The 15,479-nt window shown below is 63.8% G+C and carries 15 protein-coding genes; 4 read left to right on the top strand and 11 right to left on the bottom strand.

Annotated elements, in window-relative coordinates; translation table 11 throughout:
- Positions 1 to 122: 122 nt before the first annotated feature.
- Together ACS0VV_RS02850 and ACS0VV_RS02845 are read right to left on the bottom strand one after the other, a co-directional pair.
- The gene (locus ACS0VV_RS02850; protein WP_483533489.1) at positions 123 to 1,109 is read right to left on the bottom strand and encodes a MarR family transcriptional regulator; all 987 of its coding nucleotides are present in this window, start codon (positions 1,107 to 1,109) and stop codon (positions 123 to 125) included.
- Between the two features lie 71 nt (positions 1,110 to 1,180).
- A complete protein-coding gene (locus ACS0VV_RS02845) occupies positions 1,181 to 1,912 on the bottom strand; it encodes a class I SAM-dependent methyltransferase (protein WP_483531221.1) in 732 nt (243 codons plus the stop codon).
- Positions 1,913 to 2,082: 170 nt separating this feature from the next.
- Between ACS0VV_RS02845 and ACS0VV_RS02840 the strand changes: the two genes are divergently transcribed.
- Entirely contained in the window at positions 2,083 to 2,625 is a 543-nt protein-coding gene (locus tag ACS0VV_RS02840) for an RNA polymerase sigma factor (RefSeq protein WP_483531220.1), read from the top strand.
- Positions 2,626 to 2,627: 2 nt separating this feature from the next.
- Complete coding sequence (locus ACS0VV_RS02835; protein WP_483531219.1) at positions 2,628 to 3,002, top strand: DUF6768 family protein; 375 nt, start codon at positions 2,628 to 2,630, stop codon at positions 3,000 to 3,002.
- Here the strand turns inward: ACS0VV_RS02835 and ACS0VV_RS02830 are convergent.
- Positions 2,999 to 4,288: an adenylosuccinate synthase gene (locus tag ACS0VV_RS02830; RefSeq protein WP_483531218.1), complete on the bottom strand. Its 1,290-nt coding sequence runs from the start codon at positions 4,286 to 4,288 to the stop codon at positions 2,999 to 3,001. The genes ACS0VV_RS02835 and ACS0VV_RS02830 overlap by 4 nt on opposite strands.
- A gap of 178 nt (positions 4,289 to 4,466) precedes the next feature.
- On the opposite strand from ACS0VV_RS02830, the gene ACS0VV_RS02825 reads away from it, so the two are divergent.
- Positions 4,467 to 5,327, top strand: a complete 861-nt coding sequence (locus ACS0VV_RS02825; RefSeq protein WP_483533488.1) for an alpha/beta fold hydrolase — start codon at positions 4,467 to 4,469, stop codon at positions 5,325 to 5,327.
- Here the strand turns inward: ACS0VV_RS02825 and ACS0VV_RS02820 are convergent.
- The 3 genes from ACS0VV_RS02820 to ACS0VV_RS02810 form a co-directional block, all read right to left on the bottom strand.
- Positions 5,324 to 6,436, bottom strand: a complete 1,113-nt coding sequence (locus tag ACS0VV_RS02820) for an ATP phosphoribosyltransferase regulatory subunit (RefSeq protein WP_483531217.1) — start codon at positions 6,434 to 6,436, stop codon at positions 5,324 to 5,326. The two genes, ACS0VV_RS02825 and ACS0VV_RS02820, sit on opposite strands and share 4 nt — an antisense overlap.
- A 112-nt stretch (positions 6,437 to 6,548) precedes the next feature.
- A complete protein-coding gene (gene serA, locus ACS0VV_RS02815) occupies positions 6,549 to 8,147 on the bottom strand; it encodes a phosphoglycerate dehydrogenase (protein WP_483531216.1) in 1,599 nt (532 codons plus the stop codon).
- Positions 8,148 to 8,266: 119 nt separating this feature from the next.
- Positions 8,267 to 9,427, bottom strand: a complete 1,161-nt coding sequence (locus ACS0VV_RS02810; protein ID WP_483531215.1) for a phosphoserine transaminase — start codon at positions 9,425 to 9,427, stop codon at positions 8,267 to 8,269.
- A 196-nt stretch (positions 9,428 to 9,623) separates the two neighbouring features.
- Between ACS0VV_RS02810 and ACS0VV_RS02805 the strand changes: the two genes are divergently transcribed.
- Positions 9,624 to 10,370: an extensin family protein gene (locus ACS0VV_RS02805; RefSeq protein ID WP_483531214.1), complete on the top strand. Its 747-nt coding sequence runs from the start codon at positions 9,624 to 9,626 to the stop codon at positions 10,368 to 10,370.
- Between the two features lie 90 nt (positions 10,371 to 10,460).
- On the opposite strand, the gene ACS0VV_RS02800 is transcribed toward ACS0VV_RS02805, so the two are convergent.
- The 5 genes from ACS0VV_RS02800 to ACS0VV_RS02780 all read right to left on the bottom strand — a co-directional run bounded on the left by ACS0VV_RS02800 (position 10,461) and on the right by ACS0VV_RS02780 (position 15,468).
- The gene (locus tag ACS0VV_RS02800) at positions 10,461 to 11,168 is read right to left on the bottom strand and encodes a response regulator transcription factor (protein ID WP_483531213.1); all 708 of its coding nucleotides are present in this window, start codon (positions 11,166 to 11,168) and stop codon (positions 10,461 to 10,463) included.
- A gap of 207 nt (positions 11,169 to 11,375) precedes the next feature.
- On the bottom strand, positions 11,376 to 12,116 hold the full coding sequence (locus tag ACS0VV_RS02795) for a proteasome-type protease (protein ID WP_483531212.1): 741 nt from the start codon (positions 12,114 to 12,116) through the stop codon (positions 11,376 to 11,378).
- Positions 12,117 to 12,146: 30 nt separating this feature from the next.
- Positions 12,147 to 12,962: a transglutaminase family protein gene (locus ACS0VV_RS02790; RefSeq protein WP_483531211.1), complete on the bottom strand. Its 816-nt coding sequence runs from the start codon at positions 12,960 to 12,962 to the stop codon at positions 12,147 to 12,149.
- Between the two features lie 16 nt (positions 12,963 to 12,978).
- On the bottom strand, positions 12,979 to 13,923 hold the full coding sequence (locus ACS0VV_RS02785; RefSeq protein ID WP_483531210.1) for an alpha-E domain-containing protein: 945 nt from the start codon (positions 13,921 to 13,923) through the stop codon (positions 12,979 to 12,981).
- 114 nt (positions 13,924 to 14,037) lie between these two features.
- Positions 14,038 to 15,468 (bottom strand): circularly permuted type 2 ATP-grasp protein, encoded by a 1,431-nt coding sequence (locus tag ACS0VV_RS02780; RefSeq protein ID WP_483531209.1) that lies wholly within the window; start codon positions 15,466 to 15,468, stop codon positions 14,038 to 14,040.
- Positions 15,469 to 15,479: the final 11 nt, after the last annotated feature.

Here is a 15,479-nt window from a genome sequence, read left to right as displayed (position 1 = left end):
CGGAAGCGGAGCTGGCCGAAGGCCTACGGCTGCACTTTCTTTTTGGAACTTGGTGCGTGCCAGAAGAAAAGACAGTCCTTCGACAAGCTCAGGACGAACGGTAGATAAATCGATGGACCGCCCTAAGCGGCCAGCAGCGCATCCTCTCCCACATCCGCAAAATAGCGCGCCATCGCATCCACCGCGCGGTCCGACAGATCGATAAAGGCGCGGCGGCGGTCGGTGTCGTCTTCCACGCGGATGAATAGCCCCGCCTCCACCATCTGCCCGATCCAGCGTAGCGCGGTTGTTGGCGGAACCGCCGAAGCGATGCAGAGCGAGGTTACGCTGACCCGCTTGCGCTCCACCCGCGCCGCTGTCAGGTCGAGCAGCATATCCCATGCCGGATCGGCGAACAGTTCGGCATCGAAGAACTTCGCCCGCGCCTGCCGCTTGGCAATCACCTGCCGCACCAGCCGCGCATCGGGCAGCGGCGGACGCGGATTGCGGATCAGCTCGCGCTCATTGTCTCTGGCTGGCGCGCGCCACGCATCACCGGGGCTTTCGAAACGAAACGCCCCGCCGCCCTCGCGCTTCCCCCAGCCTTGTGCGCTATCGAGCTTGTCGAGCCGCTCGGCAATCTGCCCTACCTGCTCGGTCAGTCGCAGCAGGGTCAGCCGGTCATCCTCGGAAAGCTCACGCAGGCGGAGATTGGGAATGCCCGCCAGCACACGGCCCAGCGCAATCACCCGCTCCGCCCGCAGCGGGCTAACCAGAATCTGCGGCGAAGACTGCGCGCAGCAGCCGAACACCGCATCAAGCGCGTCCATGCTCGTCGAAATCACCAGCCGCGCGCCCGAATGCGCCGCGCGGCTGTCGAGCCGCGCCAAAGTCGCCATATTCGCCGCATCGGGATTGGGGCAGTCGACCAGCACCACCTCGCCCAGCGCCCGCGCATCGCCTGCGAACAATTGCGCCAGATTGCCCGTCTCGCGCACTTTCAGCCCGGCAGAGGCAACGTCATCCTCCATCTGCGCGCGCAACACATCGCAATCGGCAAAGATCGAGACCGCCAGCGGCAATCCGGCAGCATCCGCCGCCATCGCATAGGTGAAATCGGAATGCGGCATCATCACGCTCCTCGAATCAGAACGAGGAACATGATGGGAACAAAAGGGGATCGTGTCAAGAAAGCGCTGGTCTAGCTGGCCCTTTGCCCGACAAGCGTCCCCTTCCCGCCCGATAGCAGGTGGAAGGCAAAGCCCGGCCAGTCCCGCCGCCAGCGGCGGGCCACCAGCCGTTCTCCGGGACGTGCGGCATCGTCGAGCAGGACTATCCCGCCGGGCACGATGCGGTCGAACAGCACTTCGGCACGGCCGCGCACCAGCGGGTTGATCGTCCAGGGCGGGCCGTCGATCACCAGCAGATCAATCGCATCGGGCACCACCGGCAGGCTGTACCACTGGCTCGCCCATGCGGAGGGATCGGGCGCGATCGGCGCAGGGCGCAATTCCGCCTCTACCCCGTGATCGCCCAGCCAGCTGGCGGTGTGCTCGACGAAATCGGCGTTCTGGTCGAAACTGTAAAGCTTGCCGCCGCCGTGCAGTTGCAGGGCGCGGGCGATCACCAGCGAGGTCGCACCGCAGCCGAGTTCCACCACGACCTGCGGGCGCGCGGTTTCGATCACGTCGACAATCCGGTGGAGCAGATAGGTATCCGCCTTCCAGCTCCCCAGATTGGGCAGCGCGTCATCCGCCAGATCGAGCCGCGCGAGCAGTTCCCGTTTGGAACGCTTGGTGCCGCCCCACAGGCTCTTCAGCAGCCACGGCCATTGGATCGCGCCAAAAGCAAAGGTGAATATCTGTTCGGCAAGCGGACGTTCGGGCGCGCTATCGGCGAGCGAGCGAAGACCGGTTTTTTCGCGGGTTGTCATGCGCGGTGGCGCTTACGCCTGTGTCAGCAAGCGCACGATAGGCCGGAGCCAGTGCGGGGCTATTTTGCGCCAGTGCGAGGGTTTTCGCGTAATTGCCGCATTTCTTCATCGCGCCGATTGAACCTTTCCGCCGCTTGCCGCGACTATCCAATCGACGCACAAGCAAGGGGATGGGAACGGTGGCGCAAACAGGGCGGGTTTATGACGAATTGCTCGTCACGCTCTATGTGGGCGGAGACCGGCGCGCGGGCGAGCGGCTGGCGCAGCGCTGGCACCCGCGCCTGCTGCGCACCGCCCGCCGGATGCTCGGCAGCGATGATCTGGCGCAGGTCGCCGCACAGCAATGTTGGGTGGCGGTGCTCGGCGGGATCGGCTCGCTGGCAGACCCGGCGCGCTTCGCGCCCTGGGCCTTCACCATCCTCCACCGCAAATGCGCCGATGCCATCCGCGCAGAGCAGCAGGGACGCCGCCGTGCTGGCGGTGAGGTTCCCGAGGATTTGGCCGCGCCGCTCGAAGCTCCCGACGAGGCGCTCGCCATTCGGCAAGCCATCGCCGCACTTCCCGCAGACCAGCGGCTCGCCGCGCATCTGCACTATGTCGAGGGGTTCACCCTTGCTGAAATCGCCGAAGTCCAAGGCGTGCCCAGCGGCACCGCCAAGACCCGCCTGTTCCACGCCCGCCGCCAGTTGAAGGCGGCATTATCTGGAGACTGACCATGACCGATATCGATGACCGCATCCGCGATGTGCTGGATGCCGATGACAAGCAATTCCTGAGCGAGCTGGAAAGCGACCGCAGCCTGTGGCGCCAGATCGGCGACAGCATGAGCGGCCCGATGGGCAATTGGACCAAGCTGGTCTTCGCGCTCAGCCTCGTCTTTGGCGGGCTGATTGTCTTCTGCTTCTACAAGGTCTTCACCTCGCACGACCAGTTCGAACATCTGATGTGGGCAATTGCCGCGCTGGCCGTGCTGAATATGCAAGGCTTCGTGAAGCAATGGCTGTTCAGCCGCATGAATATGCTCAGCATATTGCGCGAAGTGAAACGCCTGCAGGTGCAGGTGGCGATGTTGAGCGAGAAGAAGGACTAATCCGCAAACGGGTCGCGTACGAGGATCGTGTCCTCGCGCTCGGGACTGGTCGAAACGCTCGCAACGGGGCATTCGATCAGTTCCTCGATCCGGCGGATATATTTGATCGCCTGTGCGGGCAGATCGGCCCAGCTGCGCGCGCCGACCGTAGTGCCTTCCCAGCCCTCGAATTCCTCGTAGATCGGTTCGATAGCCGCCTGCTCGGCAGCGTGCGACGGCAGATAGTCGAGCACCTGATCGCCCAGGCGGTAACCGTTGCAAATCTTGATCGTTTCGAAGCCGTCGAGCACGTCGATCTTGGTCAGCGCAATGCCGGTGACGCCGCTAAGCGCGCAGGTCTGGCGCACCAGTACCGCGTCGAACCAGCCGCAGCGGCGCTTCCTTGCGGTGACGGTGCCGAATTCGTGCCCGCGCTCGCCCAGACGCTGGCCCACTTCGTCCTCCAGCTCGGTCGGGAACGGGCCGCTGCCCACGCGGGTGGTATAGGCCTTGACGATGCCGAGCACAAAGCCCGCGCTGCCGGGGCCAAGCCCGCTGCCGCTCGCCACGGTGCCGCTCACCGTGTTGGAGCTGGTGACGAAGGGATAGGTGCCGTGATCGACATCCAGCAGCACGCCCTGCGCGCCTTCGAACAGGATTTTCGCGCCGGTCTTTTTCACTTCGTTGAGGCGCTTCCACACCGGCTGCGCAAACTGGTTCACGAAAGGCGCGATTTCGCGCAGTTCGGCAAGCAGCGCGTCGCGGTCCACCGGAGCCTGCCCGAACCCCGCACGCAGCGCGTCGTGATGCGCGCAGAGCCGGTCGAGCTGCGGGGTGAGATCATCGAGATGCGCCAGATCGCACACGCGGATGGCGCGGCGGCCGACCTTGTCTTCGTAAGCAGGGCCGATGCCGCGCCCCGTCGTGCCGATCTTGCCCGCACCCGCTGCCGCTTCGCGTAAGCCATCAAGATCGCGGTGGAGCGGCAGGATCAGCGGGCAATTGTCGGCGATGCCGAAATTCGCGGGTGTAATCGACACGCCCTGCGATTCCAGCTTGGCGATTTCGCTCTGCAAGGCCCAGGGATCGAGCACCACGCCATTGCCGATCAGGCTCAGCGTGCCGGTAACGATGCCGCTGGGCAGCAGGCTGAGCTTGTAGGTCTGGTCACCCACTACCAGCGTGTGCCCGGCATTGTGCCCACCCTGGAAACGCACCACGACATCGGCACGGGTCGCCAGCCAGTCGACGATCTTGCCCTTGCCTTCATCGCCCCACTGCGCGCCGATTACGGTGACGTTTGCCACTGAACAATCCTTTACGAAAGAAACCCGCCGCGCCTTAGGGCTTGGCGTGGGCAAGGGCAATGGCGAGAGGCAAACACATTGGTGGCAGGCAGCGGGTTGGCCGCGACAATTATCGACTTTTTGCGTCTGGCCTTTGCCCCTCCGCCCAGCGATGATGGGCGGCGAAAGGAAACGCGCCATGCTGACCTATGCGCTCTTCTTCGCGTTCGCCCATCCGCTCGCTGCTCTGCCGCAAGCGGAGATCGAGACCCGCCTCGCCCTGCCCGACGCGCAAACCATCGCTTATGGCGATGAACGCTTGCAGCAAATGCTGTTCTGGCCGGGCGCATCGCGCAATGCGCCGGTGATCGTGTTCGTCCATGGCGGCGGATGGTCGCGCGGCGATATGCGGATGATGGTGGATTCGCACAAGCTGCGGCACTGGCAGGCCCAAGGCTATGCCGTGGCCTCGGTCAATTACCGGCTGGTGCCCGATGCGACGGTGGAGCAGCAGGCGAGCGATGTGGCGAGCGCGGTGGCGCATTTGCGGTCAAACGCGGCAGAGCTCGGGCTGGATGCCGGGCGGATTGTGCTGACCGGTCATTCGGCTGGCGCACATCTCGTCGCGCTGGTGGGAACCGATCCGCAATATCTGCGCGGCGTGGGCCTGAGCCACAGCGACATCCGCGGCGTACTGCCGCTGGACGGTGCGGCCTATGATGTCCCTCGCCAGATCGAAGACGGCAACCGTATCATGCAGGATCGCTATGCCGACGCGTTTGGCAGCGATCCCGCTCGCCAGCGCGCGCTTTCGCCGACATTCCATGCCGATGGCCCGAATGCTCCGAACTTCCTGATCCTGCACGTGCAACGGCGTGATGGGACGCGGCAAAGCGAAGCGCTTGCCGCCGCCCTACAAGCCGCTGGCACACCCGCCCGCGTCCAAGGTTTTGCCGGGCGCGGCCTGCGTGGCCATCGGGAGATCAATGTGCGATTGGGCGATCCGGACTATCCGGCGACCGCCGTGGTCGATGCCTGGCTCGCCGAAATCCTGCGCTAAACCGCTTTCGCCTCGCCCCCGTCGAGCACGTGGGTGCAGCCCAGCGCCGACGCATCGTCACTTTCCGACAAAGCTGCCACGGTTCGCCATCCTTCGGCGCGCAGTTTCGCTGCTGCTGGACGGTCATGGCCCAGCGGCAGGAACAGCTTGCGGCCCAGATCCTCGGCGGCCTTGACCACTTCAACCAAAGCATCGGGGAAGAGCGAGAAGCCGGTCGCGGCTTCATCGCTGCCGCCGATACGGTAAGTGCCGCCGCGCCCCAGCGCGCCGCGCACGCCCTCCGCGTAGAGGGTGAAGCCGAACCAGCTCTGGTATTCGAAGCCGTGGCGTTCGGACGGGTCGAGCGTCAGCCGCGCGCGGCCCTGCACCCGCCCGGCGATCTCGTGCAAGGCGGCAATCCGCGTGCCGAGCGCGCCGGTGGCGTCGAGCGCGGCAAGTTTCTCCGCCGCTTCGGGGAACGGGCCAGCCGCGTGGATCAACGGCAGATAGGCCTCGCCGCCCGCATCGACCAGCGCGCCCGCATCCTTGGCATCGAGCTCGCGCCGCACGATGTCGCGCTGCTCTGCGGTTAGCGGGAGCGGCCCGTCGGCGAGCGTATCGACCAGATCGGGCAATGTGAAATCGACCGAAATGCCCTTCGCCCCCGACGCTTCCAGCGCGAGGATCGCCAGTTCGACCACTTCGCTTGCCGCCGCCACGCTATCGCTGCCGATCAGCTCGGCCCCGACCTGCTGGTATTCGCGGCGCGGGTCGAGCATATCGCCCTGGATACGCGCCACCTGCCCGGCATAGGCGAGCCGCAACGGGCGCAGCGCATTGGCGAGACCGGTCGCAGCGATGCGCCCGACCTGCACCGTCATGTCGCTCCGCAAAGCCAGCGAGCGCAGGCTTTTGGGATCGACAAAACGGAACAGTTTGCGCGTCTGCACCCCGTCCATCCGGCGGGCCATGCTCTGCTCGAATTCGATCAGCGGCGGGCGCACCCGGTCATAGCCGTGGCTGCGCATCACATCGAGCATCGCGCGCTGGATACGCGCCGCCGCCGCCGCGCTTTGCGGCAGACGGTCTTCGAGGCCTTCGGGCAGGAGGTCTTGCGTGGGGATGGTCATGATTCGCGCCCATACATAACTTCGTCATTCCCGCGAAGGCGGGAATCCAGTGTCGACCGATATGGCTCCGCTCTGGATCCCCGCCTTCGCGGGGATGACGAGTTTGAAGGCGCTAGAAACTCAGCGCCTTCACCTTCTTCACGCCATCGAGCGCGCAGACGGCATCCTGCACCTCTTTCGAAGGCTGCTGGTCAACCGAGAGCAGCAGCACAGCGTCCCCGCCGCGATGCTTGTCGGGCAGGCGGCGGCCCAAGTGGAAGTTGCCGATATTGACGTCCGCTTCGCCCAGCACCGAGCCGAGACGGCCGATAAAGCCGGGGCGGTCTTCGTTGACGATATACATCATATGGCCTTCCAGATCGGTCTCGATCCGGGTTCCGGCGATTTCCACCAGCCGCATTTCGGATTCGCCAAACAGGCTGCCTGCCACTTCGCGGCGGCGTTCGGGCGTGGTGGCGACGATGCGCAGCAGCGTGTGGTAATCGCCTTCGTCATTATGGCGCACTTCGCGCACGTCGAGCCCGCGTTCCTTCGCCAGGATCGGCGCGTTGACCATGTTGATCGTGTCAGACCAGCTGCGCATCATGCCCGCCAGCACGGCGGCGGTGATCGGCTTGAGATTGAGTTCCGCAGCCGCGCCGGACACTTCCACGCTGAGCGCGGTCACATCCGGCCCTTCCAGCTGGCCCACCAGCGAGCCGAGCTTTTCGGCGAGCGCAATATATGGCTTCAAACGCGGTGCTTCCTCGGCGCTCAGGCTCGGCACGTTCAAGGCGTTGCTGACACCGCCATTGACGAGATAGTCCGCCATCTGCTCGGCCACCTGCAAGGCGACATTGACCTGCGCTTCGGTGGTGCTCGCGCCAAGGTGCGGGGTGCAAATGAAGTTGGGAGTGCCGAACAGCGGGTGATCCTTCGCTGGCGGCTCGACCGCGAACACGTCGAGCGCGGCCCCGGCGATGTGCCCGCTGTCGAGCAAGTCCTTCAGCGCCGCCTCGTCCACCAGACCGCCACGCGCGCAGTTCACGATGCGGACGCCCTTTTTGGTCTGCTCCAGCCGTTCGCGGCTAAGGATGTTGCGGGTCTCGTCGGTCAGCGGCGTGTGCAGGCTGATGAAATCGGCCCGCGCGATCAGCGCGCCCAGATCGACCTTTTCGATGCCCAGTTCCACCGCCCGCTCGGCAGTCAGGAACGGATCATAGGCGATGACTTTCATCCGCAGCCCCTGCGCGCGGCTCGCGACGATCGAGCCGATATTGCCCGCGCCGATCAGGCCCAGCGTCTTGCCGGTGACTTCGACGCCCATGAACGCGCTTTTGGGCCATTCGCCAGCCTGCGTCTGCGCATTGGCCGCCGGGATTTGCCGCGCGACCGCCATGATCAGCGCGATGGCGTGCTCCGCCGTGGTGATCGAATTGCCGAACGGCGTATTCATCACCACCACGCCCTTGGACGAGGCGTAGGGAATATCGACATTGTCGACCCCGATGCCTGCACGGCCAATCACTTTGAGATTGGTCGCCGCGTCGAGGATTTCCTTCGTTACCTTGGTCGAGGAGCGGATGGCGAGGCCGTCATAGTCGCCAATGCGGGCGATCAGTTGCTCGGGCGTTTCGCCGGTGATGACATCGACATCGCAGCCGCGATCTTCGAAAATGCGCGCGGCGTTGGGGTCCATCTTGTCGGAAATGAGAACTTTGGGTTTGGTCATGATTTGAAATCCATCTGTGATTTCGTCATCCCCGCGAAGGCGGGGATCCAGGGCAGAGCCAATTCCGTCTCAACTGGATTCCCGCCTTCGCGGGAATGACGAGTTAAGTAAGTCTTGGCCTAAAGCCGTCCGGCCTTCAGCTCTTCGTAAGCCCATTCGATCCACGGCAGCAGGCGGCGCACGTCCTCGGCTTCCACCGATCCGCCGCACCAGATGCGCAGGCCCGGAGGGGCATCGCGGTAGCCGTTGAAATCGTAGCCGACATCGAGCTCTTCCAGCTTGGCGGCAATTTTCTTGGGCACGCCTGCCTTGTCCTCGTCGGACAGGCTGTCATACCATTCGCCCTGGAACACCATGCACACGCCGGTATTGGTCTGCTGCGCGGGGTCGCCCGCCATATTGCGCAGCCACGGGGTCGCTTCGATCCAGTCCTTGACGATCTGCGCGTTGGTGTTCGCCCGCTCGATCAGCGCGGCACGCCCGCCGATCGACTTCGCCCATTCGAGGCACCAGATATAGTCTTCCACCGCCAGCATGGAGGGGGTGTTGATCGTCGCGCCTTCGAAGATCGCGCGGTCAACCTTGCCCGCCTTCTTCACGCGGAACAGCTTGGGCAGCGGCCAGTCGGGATCGTAGCTTTCGATCCGTTCGACCGCCTTGGGGCTGAGAACCAGCATACCGTGCGCGGCTTCCGAACCCATCACCTTCTGCCAGCTGAAGGTTGTCGCATCGAGCTTGGCCCAGTCCATTTCCATGGCGAAAACGGCACTGGTGGCATCGTTGATGGTCACGCCCTTGCGGCCCGGCTCCAGCCAGTCGGTATTGGCGATTTTCGCGCCGCTCGTGGTGCCGTTCCACGTAAAGACCACGTCGTGATCCTGCGGAATGCTCGCGAGGTCGGGGATTTCGCCGTAATCGGCGGTGAGCGTGGTGAGATCTTTCAGCTTGAGCTGCTTGACCGCGTCCTGGATCCACACATTGCCGAAGCTTTCCCATGCGGCGACGGTTGCGGGCCCAGCGCCCAGCATCGTCCACATCGCGCATTCGAGCGCGCCGGTGTCCGAACCCGGCATAATGCCGACAAGGTAATCATCGGGAACGCCCAGCAGCTCGCGCGTCAGGTCAATCGCGTATTTAAGGCGCGCCTTGCCCAGCTTGGAACGGTGCGAGCGTCCAAGGCTTTCGGTTGCGAGGTTGGAAGCGTTCCATCCGGGCGGCTTGGCCGTGGGGCCGGACGAGAAAAAGGGGCGCTCAGGCTTGAGCGTCGGCATCGTAGTCATTTGTATTCTCTCCTTACAGAGAGCACGCGCGGCGTTGGGACCGCGTGGCCCGTCGGCGGCACTAGATATCTGTGCGGAGGAGTCAATTCATATTGCGGTTACCTGTGAAACGTTTCGTGGTTTCACGCATGGTTAAGACGGCGGTTACCATGGCTACGTAGCGGGGGTTAACCAGTGTCTGACTAGGTAAAATCCCATGACACGCAAAAATGCCCACACGCTCGTTAGCCTTGGTTTGGCTGCCCTGATGGTTTCCGGCTGCTCGGTTGTGCCGCAGTCCAGCTATGGTGGCGGCAACGCCTATTATGCCAACCAGACCAGCGCACCGGTCACCACTTCCGCCCCCGCCGCAGCGGCCCCGCGCATGGCGGCGGCCGCCGTGCCGGTCGTGCGCAGCGGGGCAGAGGCGCAGTGCCTGTCCGATCTCGGTGCCAGCGGCGTGCGTTTCGATCCCCTGCCCGACCAGTATCGCGGCGAAGGGTGCAGCACTTTGAACACCGTGCAGATGCACGCTTTGCGCAGCGATAGCGGGCAATTGGATGTCAGCAATCTCGGCCCCGTCACCTGCCCTGTCAGCAATGCCTTTGCCGCATGGGCGCGATTCGGTGTCGACCGCGCGGCGCAGGAAGTGTTCGGCACACGGCTTGCCAGCATCCAGACGATGGGCAGCTATGCCTGCCGCAATGTCGCAGGCTCCTCGCGGCGCTCGGCCCATGCCACCGCCGATGCCATCGATATCAGCGGCTTTGTGCTGGCCGACGGGCGCGTCATCACGCTGAGCGAGGGGTGGGACGGCACCGCGCAGGAACGCGAATTCCTGCGCATCGTGCAGCGCAGCGCCTGCCGCCGCTTCGGCACGGTGCTCGGCCCCGATTACAACGCCGCGCATGAAGACCATTTTCACGTCGAAGGCGTGATCGAAGGCAGCTCCTTCTGCCGTTGAGGCACTGATTCCGGACAGCAAAAAAGGCGCGGACCGTCCCCAAGAGGCCAAACGATCCGCGCCTTTACTGTGCAGCCGCGATGGGGGGGCTTATCGCGGCGGCGGGGGTATCATGATTTCGGGCAGCATCATCGCTTGGGCGGCGCGATCAGCCGGACTTGCGTTTCCCAATTCTGCCGCAGCGCGCTTCTTTTCCGCAAGGCCCGCCTCCAGCCGCATCCGCACCGCTTCGGCCGCGTGGCTGGCACCCAGCTTTTCCATCATATTGGCGCGGTGGATTTCGACCGTGCGCGGGCTGATGTCGAGCTCGCGGGCGATGGCCTTGTTGCTGCATCCTTCGGACAGCCAGTCGAGCACTTCGCGTTCGCGCTTGGAGAGCACTGAAATGCGGCGGCGCGCATCGATCAGGCGACGGCGGGCTGCCGCGTGGCGACCGGCGTCGGAATGGTAATGCGCCACCATGCGCCGCAGTTCGTCCTCGGTGAGCGGCAGGGCGACGAAATCGAGCGCGCCCGCCTGGATTGCCTGCACCACTTCATCGACGCCGGGATCCTCGCTCGCGGCCACCAGCGGGATCCAGATGCCGTGATCGGCCAGCTCCTCCAGCAGCGCGGCGATGCCATCCTCGACAACATCCTCCGAGGCGATGACGAGGCCATCCTGCGGCGGCCGGTCGAGCAGTTCGACAAGGTCGGAATAGACCTCCGCATGGTGTCCCATTGACAGGACGAGGCGCGACTGGGCGGCGCGGGAGCGGCTGTCGCCGCCGACGATGTGCATGGTGATACGCTGTTCCATGCCGCTGTTTGTGCAGGGAAAATGCGGATTTTACATTCCGTAGTTATACGGTATCGCACCTATTGCCTGTGCAAAAGCCGCGCAATCGCTTGGAATTCCGGCACAATTTTCGCTCGGATTTCGATGCATTCGCAAAAGTCCGCACCCGTCGCGCGCAGCAAAATGTCGCCGTGATACAAATTTGTGCCTGAAAACAGGTAGTTCTACCTACCCGCCCAATTTGTAATCGGGCAGCGAATGGAAGGCGGTGCGCAAGGCTTCGCCCCATTTGTCCGAAATCGCGGAGAAATAGGGGTCGCTATGTTCGATCCGCCGCTCGTGCAGCGGGACAAAGGCATCGCGTTCGATCACCATCAGGTCGAGCGGCATTCCGACCGACAGATTCGCCTTCAGGGTCGAATCGAAGCTGACCATCAGCAATTTTACCGCGTCCTCGAAACTCATGCCCGGCTCATATCCGCGGATCAGGATCGGCCGGCCATATTTGGTTTCCCCGATCTGGAAGAACGGCGTGTCAAAGCTGGCTTCGATAAAATTGCCTTCGGGGTAGATCATGAACAGGCGCGGCTCCATGCCCCTGATCTGGCCTGCCAGAATGATCGAGGCGGTGAAGCGGCCCTGCCCGCGCTCCCCATTGTCGGATTGCGTTTCGGTGATGATTTCGCGCAGCAGCCTGCCCATTTCCACCGCCACCTGGAACATGGTGGGCAGTTCGAGCAGGCCGTTCTGCCGCTCTTCAGGTGCTTTGGAGCGTTCTTCCAAGTGGCTGATGACTGCCTGCGTGGTCGCAAGATTGCCCGCCGTCATCACCGAGATGATCCGTTCGCCCGGCACTTGCCAAGTGAACATCTTGCGGAACACGCTGATATTGTCGACGCCCGAATTGGTGCGCGTGTCGCTCATCAGGACAAGGCCCTTGTCGAGCACCATGCCAACGCAATAGGTCATGTATTCTCCGGCGTGCGAGGGAGCGCCGCTCTACTGCTCAACGCTCTGCTGTTCAATGGCGAGTTCGACCGACAGCGCCCCTGCCGACTGGCCGAAGCTGAGGCTGACGAGAGGCGCGGCGTCGCGGTAATCGCGGCCTGTCGCCACGCGGACATAGCGGGCATCGGGGCTGATGCGGTTGGAAATGTCGAAGCCGATCCAGCCGATTCCCTGCACGTGTGCTTCTGCCCATGCGTGGGTCGCTTCCTGCTCCACCCGGTCGTCCATCATCAGATAGCCGCTGACATAGCGCGCGGGGATGTCGAGGCTGCGCGCCGCCGCGATGAAGATATGCGCGTGGTCCTGGCACACGCCCGCGCCGATTGCCGCCGCTTCCTCCGCACTGGTGGTCACCTGCGTCGCGCCCGTGCGATATTCCACCGCGTCGCGGATTGTGCGCGAAAGATTGTGCAGCATCGCCACCTGATCGCCGCCCGCCTTGTCGGTCTGCGCAACAAGTCTGCGGACAGCCGCGCCGGTTTTGGTCAGCGGCGTCTGGCCGAGAAAGGCCCAGAGCGGCAAATGCCCCGAATGGCGCCCGATCACGCCCGCCTTGTCTTCGGTGTCGACCGTGCCACGACAGGTCACCACAACCTCGGACGCGCCCTCCTCTACGGAAAGCAGCGTGACGTGGTTGAAGTTCTGGTCATCGTACGAAAGCTCTTCGCGCGCGCCCGAATACTCCATCGCCCAGTCGATGATTCGCTGGCCCTGCGTAGCCTTGGGCGTCAGCTGGATCCGCTGCATCCCGTGCGCGACCGGCGCATCATAGTGGTAGCGGGTGGTGTGGCGGATGGAGAGGCGCATCTTCGTTTCCCCTCCTTTATGCCGTGAACCGGTATTCGGCAGCGATGGCATCGGCAATGGCGCGGTTACCGGCGATGAAATCGGTGATGAATTCGTGCAGTCCCTGGTCGAACACGTCCTGCACGCTCTTGTCCGCCAGCTGCACATCGGCTGCCCGCATCACCTCGTGCGCCCTTGTTTCGCCGCCATGCGCCAGCGCCAGCTGCGCCAGATTTTCGCGCATCACGCCGTAGCAGAACACCAGAGAGCGCGGGAAACGCTCGTCCAGGATGAGGAAATCGGCGATCGAGCGGGCGTCCATCCGGCCCGAATTGAGCCAGCGATAGGCACGGTTTCCGGCGAGCGAGCGCAGCACATTTTCCCACTGCCCGGTATCGAGCGGCGTGCCGACATAGCTGACCGAAGGCAGCAGCAGGTAATATTTCACGTCGAGAATCCGCGCGGTATTGTCCGCCCGCTCCAGAAACGTGCCGAGCCGCGCAAAGCTGTAGGCCTCGTTGCGCAACATCGAGCCATGCGTCGCCCCGCGCGCCAGCGTGCTTTCGCGCCGGATTGCGGCGAGCGCGGTGTTGAGCGTGCTTTCCTTGACCGGCTTTGCCAGCATTTCGGACAGCATCATCCAGCCTTCGTTGACCGCTTCCCACACTTCCGCCGTGATGGTGGAGCGGCACAGCCGCGCATTGGTGCGCGCTGCCTCCATCATCGCCAGCACGCTTTGCGGATTGCTTTTGGACCGCAGCACGAAATCGCAGACATGGGCGCTGGCAAAATCATCGTGCCGCGCTTCGTAGGCCTGCCGCAGGCCGAGCGTGGTGAGCACCGAGGTCCATTCGCGCGTCGCCGAATCCACGCCGCGGGTGAGCGCCATGCGCTGCCCCGCCTCGAGCAATCGCGCGGTATTCTCCGCCCGTTCGAGATAGCGGTACATCCAGAAGATGCCATTGGCGACGCGGCCTAGCATACTCCCCTCCCGCTTGCGGGAGGGGCCGGGGGAGGGCTTGTCAGAGGAACAGCCGTTACAGGCCCTCCCCTAACCCCTCCCGCAAGCGGGAGGGGAATGCCAAGGCGCAGCAAATCAATCATCGAGCACCCAGCTGTCTTTCGTCCCGCCGCCTTGCGAGGAATTGACCACCAGCGATCCCTTTTTCAGCGCCACCCGCGTCAGGCCGCCCGGCGTGATGTCCACCCCGCCGGGCGAGCACAGTACGAAGGGACGCAGATCGACATGGCGCGGGGCGAGGCCCTGTTTGGTGAAAATCGGACAGGTCGACAGCGCCAGCGTCGGCTGCGCGATGTAATTGGAGGGATTGGCTTCCAGCTTGGCGCGGAAGGCGGCGATTTCCTTCTTGCTCGAGGTCGGCCCGATCAGCATTCCGTAACCGCCCGATCCGTGGACTTCCTTCACCACCAGCTCTGCCAGATGGTCGAGCACATACTTCAGACTGTCCGCATCGGCGCAGCGCCAGGTATCGACATTGGGCAGCAGCGCCTTTTCGCCGGTGTAGAATTCGACGATTTCGGGCATGAAGGAATAGATCGCCTTGTCATCCGCCACACCGGTGCCCGGCGCATTGGCGATGGTGATTTTCCCCGCACGGTAGACATCCATAATCCCCGGCACGCCGAGCATACTCGTCGGATTGAAGGTCAGCGGATCGAGAAATTCGTCATCGACGCGGCGATAGAGCACGTGGACAGGCTTGAACCCGACCGTGGTGCGCATCTGCACCTGCCCGTCAATCACCCTGAGGTCGCTGCCTTCGACCAGTTCGGCTCCCATCTGGTCAGCCAGAAAGGCGTGTTCGAAATAGGCGGAATTGTAGATGCCGGGCGTCAGCACCGCGACCGTCGGATTGGCGGGAGCGCCTTCAGGCGCGCAGGCGGCGAGGCTTTTGGCAAGGCGGTTGGGATAGTCGGATACCGGCTGCACCTTCACCTTGCTGAACAGTTCCGGAAACATCGCCATCATCGTTTCGCGGTTTTCCAGCATATAGGAGACGCCGCTCGGCGTGCGGGCATTGTCTTCCAGCACCAGAAATTCATCCGGCCCGGTGCGCACGAGATCAATGCCGGTTATATGCGTGTAGACCCCGCCCGGCGGCGTGAAGCCGACCATTTGCGGCAGCCATGCGGCGTTGTTGCGGAACAGGCGTTCGGGCAGGCGGCCGGAGCGGATGATTTCCTGCCGGTGATACAGATCGTGCATGAAGGCGTTGAGCGCACGCACCCGCTGCTCGATCCCCTTGGACAGCCGCCGCCATTCTCCGCCGGAGATGATGCGCGGCACCATGTCGAAGGGGATCAGCCGTTCTTCGGCATCATTGTCGCCATACACGTTGAAGGTAATGCCGGTGCGGCGGAAGAAGTCCTCCGCCTCCAGATGCTTGCGGCGCATCCAGCCGTCTTCCTGCTCGCACAGCCATTGCTGATAGCCACGATAGGCGGCGCGCACGCTGCCATCGGGCGCGTGCATTTCATCAAACATGGGTGTCTCGCCGGCGTTCATGCGTCCCCTTC

The sequence above is a fragment of the Aurantiacibacter sp. KMU-128 genome (assembly GCF_056933515.1).
This window is presented reverse-complemented; position numbering and strand designations above follow the sequence as displayed.

What these genes read in the sequence shown, in the direction of transcription:
- ACS0VV_RS02850 (WP_483533489.1), bottom strand. Translation starts at nt 1,109, where the DNA reads ATGCCGCATTCCGATTTCACCTATGCGATGGCGGCGGATGCTGCCGGA.
- ACS0VV_RS02845 (WP_483531221.1), bottom strand. Translation starts at nt 1,912, where the DNA reads ATGACAACCCGCGAAAAAACCGGTCTTCGCTCGCTCGCCGATAGCGCG.
- ACS0VV_RS02840 (WP_483531220.1), top strand. Translation starts at nt 2,083, where the DNA reads ATGGGAACGGTGGCGCAAACAGGGCGGGTTTATGACGAATTGCTCGTC.
- ACS0VV_RS02835 (WP_483531219.1), top strand. Translation starts at nt 2,628, where the DNA reads ATGACCGATATCGATGACCGCATCCGCGATGTGCTGGATGCCGATGAC.
- ACS0VV_RS02825 (WP_483533488.1), top strand. Translation starts at nt 4,467, where the DNA reads ATGCTGACCTATGCGCTCTTCTTCGCGTTCGCCCATCCGCTCGCTGCT.
- ACS0VV_RS02820 (WP_483531217.1), bottom strand. Translation starts at nt 6,436, where the DNA reads ATGACCATCCCCACGCAAGACCTCCTGCCCGAAGGCCTCGAAGACCGT.
- serA (WP_483531216.1), bottom strand. Translation starts at nt 8,147, where the DNA reads ATGACCAAACCCAAAGTTCTCATTTCCGACAAGATGGACCCCAACGCC.
- ACS0VV_RS02810 (WP_483531215.1), bottom strand. Translation starts at nt 9,427, where the DNA reads ATGACTACGATGCCGACGCTCAAGCCTGAGCGCCCCTTTTTCTCGTCC.
- ACS0VV_RS02805 (WP_483531214.1), top strand. Translation starts at nt 9,624, where the DNA reads ATGACACGCAAAAATGCCCACACGCTCGTTAGCCTTGGTTTGGCTGCC.
- ACS0VV_RS02800 (WP_483531213.1), bottom strand. Translation starts at nt 11,168, where the DNA reads ATGGAACAGCGTATCACCATGCACATCGTCGGCGGCGACAGCCGCTCC.
- ACS0VV_RS02795 (WP_483531212.1), bottom strand. Translation starts at nt 12,116, where the DNA reads ATGACCTATTGCGTTGGCATGGTGCTCGACAAGGGCCTTGTCCTGATG.
- ACS0VV_RS02790 (WP_483531211.1), bottom strand. Translation starts at nt 12,962, where the DNA reads ATGCGCCTCTCCATCCGCCACACCACCCGCTACCACTATGATGCGCCG.
- ACS0VV_RS02785 (WP_483531210.1), bottom strand. Translation starts at nt 13,923, where the DNA reads ATGCTAGGCCGCGTCGCCAATGGCATCTTCTGGATGTACCGCTATCTC.
- ACS0VV_RS02780 (WP_483531209.1), bottom strand. Translation starts at nt 15,468, where the DNA reads ATGAACGCCGGCGAGACACCCATGTTTGATGAAATGCACGCGCCCGAT.